The sequence below is a fragment of the Flavobacterium palustre genome, from assembly GCF_014639535.1.
Lineage (GTDB): Bacteria > Bacteroidota > Bacteroidia > Flavobacteriales > Flavobacteriaceae > Flavobacterium > Flavobacterium palustre.
In genome coordinates, this window is record NZ_BMGA01000002.1 from 141,538 (window position 1) to 158,203 (window position 16,666).

Consider the following 16,666-nt stretch of genomic DNA (forward strand, 5'->3'; position numbering starts at 1 on the left):
ATGTAGTTCTGTTGTTTGTCATAATAGTTCCCAAAAATACAGTTTTTTATAAAAAGCAAAAACCTTTATGGGGTTTTTGTGAATAATTTTAAAAAAAGAGCAAATATATGTTTTTACCGTCTTTAATTATAGTGATTCTTCTTTAAATTTTTTAAAACAGGCTGTTTTTTGTGAAAAATAATTGATGCCGAATGTGTTTTAGAACTTTGGATTTAATTCCTTGAATGATTGAAATGAAGTCACGGGTTTGATTTAATGCTGTTGAGTTAAGCTGTTAATGAAAATTTTAAAAGGGTTCTCGATACAAATTTTCAGAATAAGCTGTTCGCATTTTCTGAAAATTCACTCGAACTGACGTTTTGGATAATTTCAGTTTAAGCATTTTACCGTCACTTCGAGTGATTTTAAATGATAATGCGATAGCTTTATCATTTAAAATTGTATCGAGAAGCTTTCCTGAAAAAAGTTATTGTTATCAACTGATTAAAATTGTCAGATTCGAACTATCAGAGAATAAAAAATACAATTTAGCAGGATTAATTTTTGAAATAACTTTAACATGAAATAAAAAAAAGTATTTTTGCTATCTAAAAAATAAAGTAAAAAATGTCAATAAACAGTATTTTCCAATTTTTAGTACCAAAGGATAAAAAATTCTTTCCACTTTTTGAAGAAGCTTCAAGTAATTTGATTGAGTTGGCTTCTAATTTGCACGAAGCAGTAAACCTTCCTTTAAAAGAAAGAGAAGTTCTTTTTCATAAAATTGATGAATTAGAGCAAAGAGGAGAGGATATTACACGTCAGACAAATTTAGAATTGAGTAAAAACTTTATTACTCCGTTTGACCGTGAAGATATTCACTCATTGGTAACTTCTATTGATAATGTTGCTGATCGTTTGCACGGTGCTTCGAGTATCATGCGTTTGTATCAGGTGGACAAGATTACTAAATCAATCAGAAAATTGACAGAGATAAACCTTGAAGCTTGTCAGCATATTGAAATTGCAGTAAAAGAATTGAGAGATTTTAAAAACGCACATAAAATTAAAGCGGCTTGTGCTAAGATTTCTAAGTTAGAAAACAAATCTGACAATGTTTATAACAAAGCTGTTTTTGAAATTTTTGAAAACGAAACAGACGCTAAGAGCATCATTAAATACAAAGAAGTATTATCTATTCTGGAATCGGCTACTGATAAATGTAAGAGTGTAGCGAGTGTTTTAGAATCTATTGCGGTTAAACATTCTTAAATTTAATTATTCTTTTGAAGTAATAACGTATGACTTTACTTATCACAATTATAGTTTTAGCACTTGTTTTTGATTACATAAACGGTTTTCATGATGCTGCTAATGCTATTGCAACAGTGGTTGCTACAAAAGTATTGACTCCAGTTCAGGCGGTTGTTTGGGCTGCTTTTTTTAATTTTCTGGCCTATTGGGTTTTTGGTTTGGGAGTGGCTAATACAGTTGCAAAAACTGCTGATGCCAGCCAAATTAATTTAACTGTAATTCTTGCCGGGGTTATTGCTGCCATTGTCTGGAATTTAATTACCTGGTGGCAGGGAATTCCTTCGAGTTCATCACACACTTTAATTGGAGGTTTTGCAGGAGCAGCGATTGCTCATGCGATCGCGATACACGGATTTTCAGATTATACTATTATTGAAGATGGAGTAGAGCATACTAAACATTGGTATGATATTGTAAGCTGGTACAAAGCAGGGAAAGATGGAGGGATGCCTTCTGGGGTTGTTATCATCATTGCTTTTATTGTTTTAGCACCTTTATTAGGGGTTTTGGCTTCTTATTTTTTATCGATTTGGTTGTTAAATGCTTCACGCAAAAAAATTGGACCAAAGTTATTTACAGTAGCTTTGATGATTGCAACTATCTGGTTTGTTAATGGTGAGTTAGTTTCTTTTGCTGATATCGAAAAACCTCGTTTCGAGTCACATTTTTGGAGTGTGGTATTTGAATCACACAATATAAAATGGTTTTTGGTAGCCTTTATTATATTGTCAATTTCAGCATTTGCTTTAGTTTTTAGTAGTTTAAATTTGCACAAATCTGAAGCCGTTTTGAAAAAAATGCAATTATTGTCTTCGGCAGCATTTAGTTTAGGTCACGGAGGTAATGATTCGCAAAAAGTAATGGGTATTATTGCTGCTGCAGTTGCGGTTTATATCAAAACCAGTGGTGTTGATATTGTGACGCTACCGGATTGGTTACAAGTGGTGCTTCCGGATGACGATAAAGGAATAAAAGGAACAATGCCGGAATGGATTCCGCTAGCCTGTTATACGGCTATTGCTGTTGGTACCTTAAGTGGTGGTTGGAAAATTGTAAAAACAATGGGTTCTAAAATTACCAAAGTAACTTCTTTTGAAGGGGTTGCGGCTGAAACTGCAGGGGCTTTGACACTTTATTTTACTGAACATTTTAAAGTACCCGTAAGTACAACACATACCATTACAGGATCGATTATCGGAGTTGGTTTGACCAAACGTGTTTCGGCTGTAAGATGGGGAGTTACCGTGAGTTTGTTATGGGCTTGGGTGTTAACTATTCCTGTATCAGCACTTTTAGCAGCAATCTGTTATTATATATTAAATATTTTCCTGTAAAATAGGAGTAGATTATAAGTATAGAAAGCCATCCGACGCGTCGGATGGCTTTTGTTTTTTAGTTGATTAAAGTTGGTTTTATGTTGTCTTTGATATTGAGTGTTATTTGTAGTGTGGCTGTAGGGGTAATTTTTAAAATAGCCCGAAAAACTACTGCCAATGCAAAGCAAATAGTATTGTTTAATTACTTTTTTGCATTATTACTCTGTTATGTTATTTTTTCTCCTGATGTACAAACAATCACTGCGGGAGCTCCAGTTTTGCTGTATGTAAGTTTGGGGATTTTATTGCCTGTGGTCTTTTTGTTTTTAATTGCTTCCATCAAAAATATCGGAATTGTAAAGACGGATGCAGCTCAAAGATTGTCGTTATTCGTTTCGATTGTAGCGGCCTGGTTGTTCTTTAATGAAGTGTTTTCGGTTAATAAGCTAATCGGAATTACTATTGGATTTTTAGCTTTGTTTTGTGTTTTGAATAAAACCGCTGATTCAGATAAGTCTAATTTTAAATACCCGGTTTTGGTGTTTTTGGGCTTTGGAATTATTGATGTTTTATTCAAAAAAGTAGCTGCTTTTACAACAGTTCCTTATACTACTTCGTTGTTTGTTATTTTTTGTATTGCTTTCTTTCTTATGTTTTTGGTTGTGTTGTATGAAGTAATAATCCAAAAGAAAGGATTTGAAATTAAAAATATGACTTTCGGTTTCTTGGTGGGCTGTTTTAATTTTGGAAATATCTTATTTTATTTAAAAGCACACCAGGCTTTCTCCGCAAATCCATCCACTGTTTTTGCAGGTATGAACATGGGAGTTATTCTGTTGGGAAGTATAGTAGGTGTGATTGTCTTCAAAGAAAAACTATCGAAATTGAATTATACAGGATTGGTTTTAGCCCTTTTTTCGATATTGTTTATTGTTCTTTCTGTTTAGATGTTCCATCTAATTTGAAATTCTTTTCAATAGCTTTAATCATTTCTCCGGCGATGTCTTTATTGGTTGCAGTTTCGATTCCTTCCAGTCCGGGAGAAGAGTTTACTTCGAGTAATAAAGGTCCTTTTGTGGAACGGATAATGTCTACTCCGGCTACTTTTAAATCCATTGCTTTTGCTGCTTTGATGGCAATTTTTTTCTCCTCAGAAGTTGCTTTTATAATCGAAGCTGTTCCGCCAAGATGAATGTTAGCTCTAAATTCGCCGGGCATCGCCTCACGCTGAATGGTGGCTACTACTTTTCCATCAACTACAAACAGACGCAGGTCTTTTCCGTTGGCTTCTTTGATAAATTCCTGAACCAGAATATTTGCATTTAAACTTTTGAAAGCGTTAATAACACTTTCGGCAGCTTTTTTTGTTTCGGCTAATACGACTCCTTTTCCCTGAGTTCCTTCTAATAATTTTACAACCAATGGAGGACCGCCTACCATTTTGATTAAATCATCAGTATCTAGCGGCGAATTGGCAAAACCGGTTGTTGGGATTCCAATTCCGCTATGAAGCAGTAATTGTAAAGAAAAGAGTTTGTCTCTGGATTGGGTAATAGCGGTTGAAGAGTTTAGACAAAATACATTCAAAGCCTCAAATTGACGTGTTAAAGCACAACCATAAAAGGTAACGCTTGGACGGATTCTGGGAATGATAGCGTCAAATTCATTCAGGATTTTTCCGCCGCGATAATGAATTTCGGGTTTTTTAGCGTCTAATTTAATGTAACATTCTTTGATGTTTAAGAAGTGCATTTCGTGACCACGCATTTCTCCGGCTTCCATGATTCTTTTGTTACTGTATAATTCAGGATTGCTTGCTAATAGACCAATGCGTAATCCGCTAGGTGCTTTTTCTGAATTTTTGTAGATTTCTTTTAGATTGTCATTGCTTGGTTGTCCCAGTAAGAATTGCTGTTCGGGATCAACTAAAAGTCTTCCGCTCATGGCTTCGCGACCCAGCAACATTCTAAACCCCATAGTGTCTCTATTGGTTAGTGTTACTTCAATAGGCCAGATAGTATCTCCAATTTTAAGGTTAGTTTGAACAACATAACGTTGCTCTCTAAAACCGCTGGAACTTTTTACTATTCGCTTGTCTATCAAAGGAGCTTCACAATGAATAATTGTTTTGGAGTTGTTTTGGATAGGATTAATATCAAATTTGACCCAATTCGTTTCGTTTTTGATAAATGGAGCGATATTGATAGCATGCAGGGCAGAGGTTTTTGCCCCCGAATCTACTCTGGCTTTTATTGTTGGAATTCCTAATTCAGGAAAAGAACACCATTCTTCGCTACCTACGACAACTTTATTCATTGTTATTTTTTATTGAAATTTAGACTGATTTGTTAAACGCCAAAAGTAGTTATTTGTTATTTAAAAAAAAGGAAATCGTGTTAAAAGAATAAACCCGTTAGGTTATGAAAACGTAACGGGTTTTATTAAAAAATTTATTATTCAGGTTTTTTTAGGGTTTCTAAAACTTCATTTAAATCATCAATTAACGGTATATGTGTGTTTAAAAAGAAAGGATATATTGTTTCGTTAATTGTTTCAAGTTCGGGAGTGTCATTTTTTAAGAATCCTAAAAAACCTTCTGAAAAACTATTATTTAGATAGCTTTTATTTTCGATTAAATTAATAATCTCTGGAAAGAGTTGTAAATTACCAGCCGGTATTGTATTGATTTCTCTAAAATAATATTTCTTTCTAAACAGTGTTACTTCGTTTAAATTTGAGATTGTGTATTTTGCGTAATTTGAAAAAGGTTTTTCGGTTTTTCCGTTAAAAACATCATCGATGTCTCTATCATAAATGAATTTAAGTAGTCCAATAGCACGTTTACAATAAGGATTACCTCCTGCAATTTTTGCTACATTGTTTTCTAAATAACATTTATTACCTTCAAAACCATATTTGCTTCCCATTTCATTTACTTTGTAAGCATTTGAGAAGCTGAAATTAGCTGAAAAATAATCTTCTTTTTTATCTTTATTTCTGATGAACTTGTATCTCATACCAGAAGATATGACAGAACGACAACCGGGCATGTGTATTTGTGATTCTTTATCATTAATATAATTATGAATTCTAGATACTATACCAATAAATTGACATAATTCAAAAGATAAATTTGAAAAGTGATTCTCGATTTCTTCTGATGATTTAGATTTTTTGGTGAGTAATCTATTTAGTGGTCCAAATGTTTGTCCTTGGTCTGGTTTTCCGATTGCTGGTAAAAAATCAGATTCAATGTCCATTCCTAGAATTAATGCGTCATTAAATCTGGAAATACGAAAAGATTTAGAGAAAAATTGTGGGTTTTTAGATTGAGCAGTTTCAGTTAAATCTAATGCTTCTTCTAATATTTTTAATCTTTCAATTGCTTCTTTTCCAATTTTAGTTCTAACATCATAGCTTGAAATTTCTAAGTGACTAGAAAATCCTAATAAATCAATAAAAGCAGATATAGAGTAGATGTTATTCTTGTCTTCCATGTTTTTTAATATTAATCATAAATAAACCCGTTAGGTTATGAAAACGTAACGGGTTTTTGTTGTATTATGAGGGCTTTCGATTATAAATTGGTAGCCTCTCCGGTTTTGTGAATCTTTACTGTTAATTCTTGAGAACCGTCTTCGATATCCATGAAAATTTCATCTCCGGTGCCTATTTTTGAAGTGATGATTTCTTCGGCAAGTGCGTCTTCAACATATTTTTGAATCGCTCTTTTTAGAGGTCTTGCTCCAAATTGTTTGTCAAAACCTTTCTCTGCAATAAATGCTTTGGCTTTATCAGAAAGATTCAAATTGTATCCTAATTCAGCAATTCGGGCATATAGTTTTTTCAATTCGATTTCGATAATCAAATCGATATCGCTTTTTTCTAAAGCATTGAAAACAATTACATCGTCAATTCTGTTTAAGAATTCAGGAGCAAATGTTTTCTTCAAAGCGTTTTCGATAATACTTTTCGAATTATCATCTGCCTGAGCTACTTTGGCTGCAGTTCCAAATCCTACTCCTTGTCCAAAATCTTTTAATTGTCTGGCTCCAACATTTGAAGTCATGATAATTATAGTGTTTTTGAAGTCAATTTTGCGACCTAAACTGTCAGTTAAGAAACCATCGTCTAGCACTTGTAATAACATGTTGAAAACATCCGGATGTGCTTTTTCAATCTCATCTAAAAGTACAACTGCGTATGGTTTTCTGCGTACTTTTTCGGTTAATTGTCCGCCTTCTTCGTATCCGACATATCCCGGAGGAGCACCAATTAAACGGGAAATAGCAAATTTTTCCATGTATTCACTCATGTCAATACGTACTAAGGCATCTTCAGAATCAAATAATTCTTTCGCTAAAACTTTCGCTAATTGTGTTTTTCCAACTCCTGTTTGACCTAAGAAAATAAACGAACCAATTGGTCGGTTTGGATCTTTCAATCCGGCACGGTTTCTTTGGATAGAACGGGCAATTTTAACAACAGCCTCTTTTTGACCAATAACTTTACTTTCGATAAGTTCCGGTAGTTTAGCTAATTTGTTGCTTTCTGTTTGTGCAATACGGTTCACTGGAATTCCTGTCATCATCGAAACTACATCGGCAACATTGTCTTCAGTTACCTGAATTCTATTGCTTTTAGCATCTTCTTCCCATTGTTCCTGAGCAACGGCTAAGTCTTTTTCGATACGTTTTTCGTCATCGCGAAGTTTAGCAGCTTCCTCGTATTTTTGTTTTTTAACTACGGCATTTTTTAGTTCTCTGATTTCTTCTAATTGACGTTCCAGGTCAAGAATCTTTTTAGGAACTTCAATGTTAGTAATATGTACACGTGAACCTGCTTCGTCCATTGCATCAATAGCTTTGTCCGGTAAAAAACGCTCCGACATATATCGATTAGTTAATTTTACACAAGCCTCAATAGCTTCAGGAGTGTAAGTAACATTGTGGTGGTCTTCGTATTTGTTTTTAACATTATTCAAAATGGTAATTGTTTCTTCTACCGAAGTAGGTTCTACAATAATTTTTTGAAAACGTCTTTCAAGAGCACCGTCTTTTTCAATATACTGTCTGTATTCATCTAAGGTTGTAGCACCAATACATTGGATTTCACCTCTTGCTAAAGCCGGTTTGAACATGTTGGAAGCGTCAAGTGAACCTGTGGCTCCACCTGCACCTACAATAGTGTGGATTTCGTCAATGAAAAGAATGATGTCATCATTTTTTTCTAATTCGTTCATCACGGCTTTCATACGTTCTTCAAATTGTCCACGGTATTTTGTGCCGGCAACTAAACTGGCTAAATCTAAGGTAACAACACGTTTGTTGAATAAGATTCGGGAAACTTTCTTTTGGATAATTCGCAAAGCCAAACCTTCGGCAATAGCAGATTTTCCAACTCCGGGTTCACCAATTAATAATGGGTTGTTTTTTTTGCGACGACTTAAAATTTGACAAACACGTTCAATTTCTTTTTCGCGTCCTACAACAGGATCCAGTTTGCCTTCTTCGGCCATGTCTGTTAAATCTCTACCAAAGTTATCTAAAACAGGGGTTTTTGATTTTTTGTTAGACTTATTAGCAGGATTGTTGAAATTGCCTTCTTTTAAACTGTCATCTTGTCCTAAATCGTCATTGTAAGAGTCTGTAGCTCTTGGTAAGTTTTCTAAGAATTCTTCTTCGCTTGGTGTCATATTTAGATATTGTTCTTTGGCTACGTCGTAATCTATTTTAAGTTTATTCAATAGCTTGGTTGTAGGGTCATTTTCGTTTCTTAAAATACATAGTAATAGGTGTGCAGTACTGACTGACGGACTTTGGAAAACTTTGGCTTCCAGAAAAGTTGTCTTCAGTGCACGCTCGGCCTGGCGGGTCAAATGCAGGTTTTTCTTTTCTAAATTACTATCTATTCCTGGGATTGCAGGGCTTAGGATTTCTACCTTTCGTCGTAAATGATCGAGGTCAATAGATAAACTGTTTAATATCTGTATCGCTTTACCATTACCATCTCTAAGGATACCAAGCATCAAGTGTTCTGTCCCAATGAAGTCATGACCTAGTCGTAAAGCTTCTTCTTTACTATAGGTAATAACATCTTTTACCCTTGGTGAAAAATTATCATCCATAATATTTGTTTCTAGTATGTGTAAATTTAGTGAATTACTAATTGAAAAACAAAAACCGTACCTAAGTACTTATGTCAGCTAATAGACAAAAAAAAAGACAAAAAAGCTTGATTTTGCCTTTAATTTATTAAACAAAAGCGAATGTTAATTTGTTAATAAATCATTGAAATTAGTGCTCTGAAAAGCTTTCTAAAATTTCAGAAATCCGTATATTGGCACGTTTTGAAACGAATATAATTTTTTAATATAACAACTTATGTCAGAAGGAGAAAAGTTAATTCCTATTAACATTGAAGATGAAATGAAATCAGCTTACATTGACTATTCAATGTCGGTTATTGTATCAAGAGCACTTCCGGATGTTAGAGATGGTTTGAAACCTGTACATCGAAGAGTACTTTATGGAATGTATGATTTAGGAGTAACTTCAAGATCTGCTCACAAAAAATCGGCGAGAATTGTCGGTGAAGTTTTAGGAAAGTACCACCCGCACGGAGATACCTCTGTTTATGATGCTATGGTTCGTATGGCTCAGGAATGGAGTATGCGTTATTTATTAGTTGATGGTCAGGGTAACTTTGGTTCTGTAGATGGTGATAGTCCGGCAGCGATGCGTTATACTGAGGCCAGAATGCGCAAAATTTCAGAAGAAATAATGGCAGATATCGAAAAAGAAACAGTTGATTTTCAATTGAATTTTGACGATACTTTGTATGAACCAAAAGTAATGCCAACGCGTGTTCCTACTTTATTAGTAAACGGAGCTACTGGTATTGCGGTAGGTATGGCAACTAATATGCCGCCACATAATTTAACAGAAGTAATTAATGGTACGTTAGCCTATATAGATAATAATGATATTGAGGTTGACGAATTAATGACGCATATCAAAGCACCTGATTTTCCAACCGGAGGTGTAATTTATGGTTATGAAGGAGTTCGTGAAGCTTTCAAAACGGGTAGAGGACGTGTAGTAATGCGTGCCAAAGTTAATTTTGAAGAAGTAGAAGGCAGAGAGTGTATTGTAGTTAGCGAAATTCCGTATCAGGTAAACAAAGCTGATATGATTAAGCGTACCGCTGATTTAGTGAACGAGAAAAAGATAGAGGGTATTGTTAATATTCGTGACGAATCGGATAGAAATGGTATGCGTATCGTTTATATTTTGAAACGAGATGCAACGCCAAATGTGGTGTTGAATACTTTGTATAAATTCACCCAATTGCAATCTTCTTTCAGTGTTAATAATATCGCATTGGTTAATGGTCGCCCACAAATGTTAAATCTAAAAGATTTGATTCATTATTTTGTAGAACACCGTCACGATGTAGTTATCCGCAGAACGCGATTTGAATTGCGTAAAGCCGAAGAAAGAGCGCATATTTTAGAAGGTTTAATTATTGCTTCGGATAATATTGACGAAGTAATTGCTTTAATCCGTGGTTCGAAAAATACTGAAGAAGCCCGTGAGAAATTAATCGAGAGATTCAATTTGTCTGATATTCAGGCCAGAGCTATTGTTGAGATGCGTTTACGTCAGTTAACAGGTCTGGAGCAGGATAAATTGAGAGCGGAATATGAAGAATTAATGAAGTTAATTGAGCATTTGAAAGCTTTATTAGAAGACGTTAATTTGAGAACTAATTTAATTAAAGAAGAATTAGAAGAAATTCGCGATAAATATGGTGACGAACGTCGTTCTACTATTGAATATTCAGGTGGTGATGTAAGTATTGAAGATTTAATTGCTGATGAAAATGTGGTAATTACGATTTCGCATGCAGGTTATATTAAACGTACTAATTTATCCGAATACAAAACGCAAAACAGAGGAGGAGTAGGACAAAAAAGTGCAGGAACCAGAGATCAGGATTTCTTAGAGCACATGTTTGTGGCAACCAATCATCAGTATATGATGTTCTTTACTCAAAAAGGAAAATGTTTCTGGATGCGTGTTTATGAAATTCCGGAAGGAAGCAAAACGGCTAAAGGAAGAGCTATTCAGAATTTGATTAATATCGAAAATGATGATAAGGTAAAAGCATTTATCTGTACTCAGGATTTAAAAGATCAGGATTACATTAAAACGCACAACCTGGTTATGGTAACTAAACAAGGTCAGGTGAAGAAAACATCTTTAGAAAAATATTCTAAACCTCGTGTAAATGGTGTTGCTGCAATTACAATTAAAGATGGTGACGAATTATTAGGCGCTGAATTAACTAATGGTGAAAGCCAAATTATCCTGGCAGTTAAATCCGGTAAATTAGTTCGTTTTGAAGAAACTAAAACCCGTCCGATGGGAAGAACAGCTTCCGGAGTTCGCGGAATTACTTTGAAAGATGATACTGATGAAGTAATTGGAATGGTTACTGTTGATAAGAATGATATTAGCGATTCGCAAATTTTAGTGGTAACCGAAAACGGATACGGAAAACGTACCAAGTTAGTTGATGAAGATGGCGAAGATGTGTACAGAATTACAAACCGTGGAGGAAAAGGAGTTAAAACTCTTAATATCACAGAGAAAACTGGTAAACTAATTTCGATAAGTGCTGTTACTGATGCTGACGACTTGATGATTATCAATAAATCAGGATTAACTATCAGAATGGCAATTGAAGATTTACGTGTAATGGGACGTGCTACTCAAGGTGTTAAATTAATTAACCTGAAAGGAAACGATTCTATTGCTGCTGTTGCCAAAGTAATGAAAGACGATGAAGAGCAAGTGGTTGTTGATGAAGATGGTAATGTTATCGAAGACGCAACAATCGAAAGAGTAAAACCGGTTTTGGAAGTTCTCGAAGATGAAGGAGTTGTAGAAGACGATGACGATGATGAAGAAGAAGCACCTGAAGATGACGAGGATGATTCAGAAGATGATGATGAAGCATAAATTGTAATTAAAGAGTATTTAAAAATTAAAAAAATAAATTTTATGAAAGGTAAATATGTAATGTTAGCATCGGCCTTAATGCTGTCACTAGCGGCTTTTGCTCAGAAAAAAGAACTTAAAGCTGCTGAGAAAGCTGTAAAAGCTGGAGATGCAAAAGAGGTATTAACTCTTTTAAAAGCCGTTGAACCTGTATTAGCTAATGCTACTGATGAAGAAAAAGCACAGTATTATTTTTTAAAAGCTAATGCTTACTTGGATTTGGTAGATAAAAAAGTAGATACAGATGCCAATATGGCAATAGCAGCTGATACTTACAAAGAGTTAATTGCTGCCGAAAAAGCATCAGGAAAATTAAAGTATTCTGCACAAGCGGCTACTTCGATTACTAAAATTAAAGGTTTATTAATCAACAGTGGAGTTGCAGCTACAAAAGAAAATAATAATTTGGAAGGTGCTAAAAAATTATACGAAGCTTATCAATTGGATAAAAAAGATACTATCTATTTGTATTATGCTGCTTCAACTTATGTAAGTGCTAAAGATTATGACAAAGCGATGGAGCTGTATAATGAGTTGAAAAAAATAAACTATTCAGGAAAGGGAACCGAGTATTTAGCTACCAGTAAAGTTAACGGTCAGGAAGTTGGATTTGCTTCAGCTGCTGAAAGAGACAGAGCGGTAAAATTAGGGACTCATGAAAAACCAAGAACTGAAGAAATTCCATCTAAAAGAGGAGAAATTTATAAAAATATGGCTCTGATTTTAGTAGATCAGGGAAAAATAGCTGAAGCAAAAAAAGCTGTTGCCGATGCCAGAACAACTAATCCCGATGATTCTTCTTTGATGTTGACTGAGGCTAATTTGTATTTACAAACTAAAGATTTTGACAAATACAAACAAATTATTACTGAAGTATTGGCGAAAAACCCTAATGATGCGGCATTGGTTTATAATTTAGGAGTAATTTCTGCTAATGCAAATGATAATGTGGAAGCTGAGAAATATTATAAAAGAGCAGTTGAAATTAAACCGGATTATACAAATGCTTACATTAACCTGGCGGTTTTAAAATTACAAAATGAAAAAGCACTTATCGAAGAAATGAACAAATTAGGTACTTCTGATAAGGATATGAAACGTTATGATGTTTTGAAGAAGAAAAGAGAAGATTTATTTAGAAGCACATTGCCTTATTTACAAAAAGCTTATGAGTTAGATCCTGAAAACACTGATATTGTTAAAACTCTTTCAGGTGTTTATGGTGCTTTAGAAATGACTGCCGAGAAAAATGCTTTAAAAGCTAAAATGAAAAAATAGCGCTGTCAAAAGTTTTTATCCTAAAAAATAATTTAGGATTCATATAAAGCTGTTATTGTATCAGCGATGTTAAAAAGTTATTTCCGATTTTTTCGGAAATAACTTTTTTTATTATCCATTTGTTTTTCAGTATGAGATAAAATTGGGACTTAGAGATGTTATTTGATAAGTCCGGTAGAACCTTCACTGGAAGGAATTAATTCAAAAACAGAATTGGGTGCTAAATTAGGTTCGATTCGGTGTGAGACATATACAATTGTCATATTGGATTCCTGCTTGAGCAAATTGATGAGTTGGCACACCATGGCTACGTTTTCATCATCTAAACCTTCAACGGGCTCGTCTAAAATAACCAGAGGAGGATGTTTTAAAACTGAACGCACGATCATTGCCAGTCGCTGCTGACCAACCGAAAGACGCTTGAACATTTTGTTTTTAAGGTGTTTCATCCCGATTAAGTCCAGCCATTCATCGGCAATTTTCTTGTGTAGCGTAGTAGGTAGATCATACAAACCTATCGAATCGAAAAAACCGGAAAGAATCATTTGTTCCAAAGTGTGATTTCTTGTAAACAAACTGGTCATATTGGTAGCAAAATAACCGATATTCTTTTTGATATCCCAAACGCTTTCTCCGCTTCCTTTTTTTCGACCAAAGAGGTGTAAATCCTGTCCGTAACCCTTAGGGCTGTCACCGTTGATTAACGATAAAAGTGTACTTTTTCCGGAACCATTAGGGCCAATCAATTGCCAGAATTCGCCTTGTTGAATCGTCCAGTTGATGTTTTTTACAATAGGACGTTCTTCGTAGCTAACACATACATTATTCATCTGAACCAGTATTTTTTGATTGTATTCGATGGCATGTGCCGCATGCGGAATTCCCTGTTGGTTTATAATTTTTGTTTCGTGAGTTTCGTGCGAGATGTTTTCCAATACAAAATCATCTGAATTGATTTGTCTGTTATTCGAAATAAAAGGCAGCAAATCGGCATGGCGGTTGATAAGCTGTATAATTTTGATTTCAGAAGCCATTGCTTCCATTGATTTTGCCAGCTCTATTCGGGAAGCCTGGTCTAAATGATCCATTGGATTGTCAAAAATGATAAAATCAGGTTTTTGGTCGATACAATAGTGAAGAAATTTCTTTTTCCGTTGTCCGGAAGAAAAAGTACTTAGTTTTCTGTTTGAATCTACCGCTGTTAATTCGAGGTATTGAAATTCTTTTTGGATAAAATGGTCTATAGCTAAATCGGAAAAAAGGATGCCTTTTAATTCATTAAAAGAAGCTAATTCGCCAATGGCATTTCCGGAAAGAATTTTATCTATAAAGTCTTTTTTATTGATTTGATTGGATAATAAAATGTTCCAATGTGAAGCAGTAGTCATGAAAAAGGTTCTGTTTTTTATTGGCTGTAAAGATAAGAAAAGAAGTTGGGTGTTAGAAGTTGGAAGTTGGAAGTTCGTTAACTGTAGAAAATTATAAGTCTTAAAACTGAATATCGAGTGCTTTGATTTGGTCTTCTAAAGTTAGTGCGTGTTGATAACTGTATTCGAAAATCTCGTCGGCATTTTTTAAGTTGTAAAGACTGTACTGGCTCATGTTAGGTGGTTCGAAGTACAGGTTACAACTATGGGTTTTTATCTCGACCGAACTTTTCATCGCCAAATGAAAACAACGGTCAAGAATGTTATTCATGCTTACTTTTTCGACTTCTTTTTTGATAGAATTGACATAACTGCCAATGATGATGTCGCATTGTCCCATAAGGGGTTCGATAGGGAAATTGTTAATTACTCCGCCATCAACATATAAGGTGTTATTGTAATTTACCGGCTGGAACAACAGCGGCATGCAAGAGGAAGCCATTAAAACCTGAGATAAATTTCCGGATGAAAAATAAACTAATTCACCTTTTAGGATGTCAGTAGTGGCTACATAAAGCGGAATTTTTAAATCTTCAAAGGAGTTGGTTGGGAAACATTCGAGATAAATATCATGAAATCCTTTCATGGCAAATAAACCTTGTCTTTTGATTAAAAGATTAGAAAAACTAAAGATTTGTCCTTTTTTAAGAATTTTTAAAATATCTGTTACCGAATAGCCTGCGGCATAAAAAGCTCCAGCTATAGCTCCGGCGCTGGTTCCTGAAATATGTGTAGGTTTGATACCAAATTCCTCCAGGGCTTTTAGCATACCTAAGTGTCCAATTCCTCGTGCGCCTCCACCAGACAATACAATTCCAATTTTAGTTTGCATCTTGTTGTTTTGGTTTGTAGTTTAGGGTTTTCAGTTTAAGATTCTATAAAATCATCGCTTTTTGGAATACTCGCTAAAGCCTTTATTGCTACTTCAGGAACCGGATCGGTTAATTTGCGCAATTTGGTGTCCATCCAGGCACCATCAACGGTTAAAGTGGCACAAAGTAAATTGTCTTCGGTACGAAATTCATGGGCTATTGACCATCGGGAGGCATCGGCTCTCATTTTAGCTACAGTAGTATGAATGTAAACCGAATCGCCTTGCGTGATTTCTTTTCTAAACACACATTCTTCTCTGAAAAGTACCGGACCAAAATGCTGTTTTTGGAAAACTTTTAAGTTTAAACCCAAGCTGTCTAAGATTTCCATTCGGTGTTGCGCGGCACAATCATAATAGACACTATGTCGGACATGGAAATTAGGGTCTAAATCAGCCCAGCGAAAAGTGAGGTGTTTGCTAAAAGAGGTCATGTTGTAGTATTAAAATGTTGTAGTTGTAAATTTAACAAAAATAAGCCAAAAAGAAAGAAAAGGACTCTTTATAGTTTTTTGATAAGTTTGGTTGTGTTTTCTTTCTAGTTAAGAATTGATATCTTTACAAAATGAGATTTAAAGTAAGCAGTTTTTTGTCCTATGAAGTTTTTGCTACAACGACCTTTATTTTTAATATTCAGGTTGCCCAATCGGCGAGTCAAGTAATTATTTCGGAGTCTCTTGCTATTACTCCCGAGATTAAGTACGAAGAATTTGTATTGCAAAATTCAACAACCCGTTTTATTAAAATGGTGGTAGCACAAGGAACTAATTTTACACTTAGTTATGAAGCCGAAGTTGATGTTTTATATGAAATCATCGCTCCTGAACACTTGCCGCAATCTGTTTCTATTATTGATTTAGAAAACGAAACGTTGCCTTATATTTCTCCCAGCAGGTATTGTGAATCGGATAAATTATTGGATTTTGCACATGAGCTATTTGGGCATTTGCCTAATGAATTTACTAAAGTCAAAGCAATAAACGAATGGGTTTTTAAAACCATAGCTTATAAAGCGGGAACTAGTGATTCCAATAGATCAGCCTGTGACGTTCTCAATTTAAAAGAAGGTGTTTGTAAAGATTTTGCTCATCTCGCTATTGCTTTGTGTCGCGCCTTAGATATACCGGCACGTTATTTTACGGGTTACGCTTATGCGTTGAATCCGCCTGATTTTCATGCTTGTTTTGAGGCTTATGTAGGAGGGAAGTGGTTGTTTTTTGACCCGACTAAATTAAGTATTGCTAATGGTTTAGTCAAAATTGCCAATGGTAAAGATACCAGCGAAGTAGCTGTGGCCAGTTTTTTTGGTGAAGTGAATTGTAATTATATGAAAGTAGATTGTAATCCTGTTTCAACTGATTTTCTTCCTTTTGATAAAGAAAAAAACACAGCTGTTTCTTATGGTTGAAACCGCTG

General features: G+C 34.8%; 12 protein-coding genes. 6 read left to right on the forward strand and 6 right to left on the reverse strand.

The annotated features are described in order from the left end of the window. Window positions 1-606 precede the first annotated feature (606 nt). The 3 genes from IEV84_RS05420 (at window position 607) to IEV84_RS05430 (ending at window position 3,556) form a co-directional block, all read left to right on the forward strand. Window positions 607-1,251 (forward strand): DUF47 domain-containing protein, encoded by a 645-nt coding sequence (locus tag IEV84_RS05420; protein WP_188493205.1) that lies wholly within the window; start codon window positions 607-609, stop codon window positions 1,249-1,251. A gap of 29 nt (window positions 1,252-1,280) precedes the next feature. Then, on the forward strand, window positions 1,281-2,627 hold the full coding sequence (locus IEV84_RS05425) for an inorganic phosphate transporter (protein ID WP_188493207.1): 1,347 nt from the start codon (window positions 1,281-1,283) through the stop codon (window positions 2,625-2,627). An 80-nt stretch (window positions 2,628-2,707) separates the two neighbouring features. Beyond that, a complete protein-coding gene (locus tag IEV84_RS05430) occupies window positions 2,708-3,556 on the forward strand; it encodes an EamA family transporter (RefSeq protein ID WP_188493209.1) in 849 nt (282 codons plus the stop codon). Here the strand turns inward: IEV84_RS05430 and rimK are convergent. The 3 genes from rimK to IEV84_RS05445 all read right to left on the reverse strand — a co-directional run bounded on the left by rimK (window position 3,537) and on the right by IEV84_RS05445 (window position 8,736). Beyond that, the gene (gene rimK, locus IEV84_RS05435) at window positions 3,537-4,931 is read right to left on the reverse strand and encodes a 30S ribosomal protein S6--L-glutamate ligase (RefSeq protein WP_188493580.1); all 1,395 of its coding nucleotides are present in this window, start codon (window positions 4,929-4,931) and stop codon (window positions 3,537-3,539) included. The two genes, IEV84_RS05430 and rimK, sit on opposite strands and share 20 nt — an antisense overlap. A gap of 131 nt (window positions 4,932-5,062) precedes the next feature. Further along, window positions 5,063-6,106, reverse strand: coding sequence for a hypothetical protein (locus IEV84_RS05440; protein ID WP_188493211.1), 1,044 nt, complete (start codon window positions 6,104-6,106; stop codon window positions 5,063-5,065). Between the two features lie 80 nt (window positions 6,107-6,186). Beyond that, the gene (locus IEV84_RS05445; RefSeq protein ID WP_188493213.1) at window positions 6,187-8,736 is read right to left on the reverse strand and encodes an ATP-dependent Clp protease ATP-binding subunit; all 2,550 of its coding nucleotides are present in this window, start codon (window positions 8,734-8,736) and stop codon (window positions 6,187-6,189) included. 256 nt (window positions 8,737-8,992) lie between these two features. Here IEV84_RS05445 and gyrA point away from each other — a divergent pair, with 256 nt between their 5' ends. Continuing rightward, complete coding sequence (gene gyrA, locus IEV84_RS05450; protein WP_188493215.1) at window positions 8,993-11,635, forward strand: DNA gyrase subunit A; 2,643 nt, start codon at window positions 8,993-8,995, stop codon at window positions 11,633-11,635. 42 nt (window positions 11,636-11,677) lie between these two features. Beyond that, window positions 11,678-12,952 carry a tetratricopeptide repeat protein gene (locus tag IEV84_RS05455; protein WP_188493217.1) on the forward strand — a complete coding sequence of 425 codons (1,275 nt, stop codon included), beginning with the start codon at window positions 11,678-11,680 and terminating at the stop codon, window positions 12,950-12,952. 158 nt (window positions 12,953-13,110) lie between these two features. On the opposite strand, the gene IEV84_RS05460 is transcribed toward IEV84_RS05455, so the two are convergent. The 3 genes from IEV84_RS05460 to IEV84_RS05470 form a co-directional block, all read right to left on the reverse strand. Continuing rightward, window positions 13,111-14,340 (reverse strand): ATP-binding cassette domain-containing protein, encoded by a 1,230-nt coding sequence (locus tag IEV84_RS05460; RefSeq protein ID WP_188493219.1) that lies wholly within the window; start codon window positions 14,338-14,340, stop codon window positions 13,111-13,113. A gap of 100 nt (window positions 14,341-14,440) precedes the next feature. After that, the gene (locus IEV84_RS05465; protein ID WP_188493221.1) at window positions 14,441-15,211 is read right to left on the reverse strand and encodes a patatin-like phospholipase family protein; all 771 of its coding nucleotides are present in this window, start codon (window positions 15,209-15,211) and stop codon (window positions 14,441-14,443) included. A 35-nt stretch (window positions 15,212-15,246) separates the two neighbouring features. Continuing rightward, complete coding sequence (locus IEV84_RS05470) at window positions 15,247-15,684, reverse strand: acyl-CoA thioesterase (RefSeq protein ID WP_188493223.1); 438 nt, start codon at window positions 15,682-15,684, stop codon at window positions 15,247-15,249. A 131-nt stretch (window positions 15,685-15,815) separates the two neighbouring features. On the opposite strand from IEV84_RS05470, the gene IEV84_RS05475 reads away from it, so the two are divergent. After that, complete coding sequence (locus IEV84_RS05475) at window positions 15,816-16,658, forward strand: transglutaminase-like domain-containing protein (RefSeq protein WP_188493225.1); 843 nt, start codon at window positions 15,816-15,818, stop codon at window positions 16,656-16,658. Window positions 16,659-16,666: the final 8 nt, after the last annotated feature.

Excerpts from the sequence above, each read along its gene's own strand:
- IEV84_RS05420 (WP_188493205.1), top strand. The coding sequence starts at position 607 with ATGTCAATAAACAGTATTTTCCAATTTTTAGTACCAAAGGATAAAAAA.
- IEV84_RS05425 (WP_188493207.1), top strand. The coding sequence starts at position 1,281 with ATGACTTTACTTATCACAATTATAGTTTTAGCACTTGTTTTTGATTAC.
- IEV84_RS05430 (WP_188493209.1), top strand. The coding sequence starts at position 2,708 with ATGTTGTCTTTGATATTGAGTGTTATTTGTAGTGTGGCTGTAGGGGTA.
- IEV84_RS05440 (WP_188493211.1), bottom strand. The coding sequence starts at position 6,106 with ATGGAAGACAAGAATAACATCTACTCTATATCTGCTTTTATTGATTTA.
- IEV84_RS05445 (WP_188493213.1), bottom strand. The coding sequence starts at position 8,736 with ATGGATGATAATTTTTCACCAAGGGTAAAAGATGTTATTACCTATAGT.
- gyrA (WP_188493215.1), top strand. The coding sequence starts at position 8,993 with ATGTCAGAAGGAGAAAAGTTAATTCCTATTAACATTGAAGATGAAATG.
- IEV84_RS05455 (WP_188493217.1), top strand. The coding sequence starts at position 11,678 with ATGAAAGGTAAATATGTAATGTTAGCATCGGCCTTAATGCTGTCACTA.
- IEV84_RS05460 (WP_188493219.1), bottom strand. The coding sequence starts at position 14,340 with ATGACTACTGCTTCACATTGGAACATTTTATTATCCAATCAAATCAAT.
- IEV84_RS05465 (WP_188493221.1), bottom strand. The coding sequence starts at position 15,211 with ATGCAAACTAAAATTGGAATTGTATTGTCTGGTGGAGGCGCACGAGGA.
- IEV84_RS05470 (WP_188493223.1), bottom strand. The coding sequence starts at position 15,684 with ATGACCTCTTTTAGCAAACACCTCACTTTTCGCTGGGCTGATTTAGAC.
- IEV84_RS05475 (WP_188493225.1), top strand. The coding sequence starts at position 15,816 with ATGAGATTTAAAGTAAGCAGTTTTTTGTCCTATGAAGTTTTTGCTACA.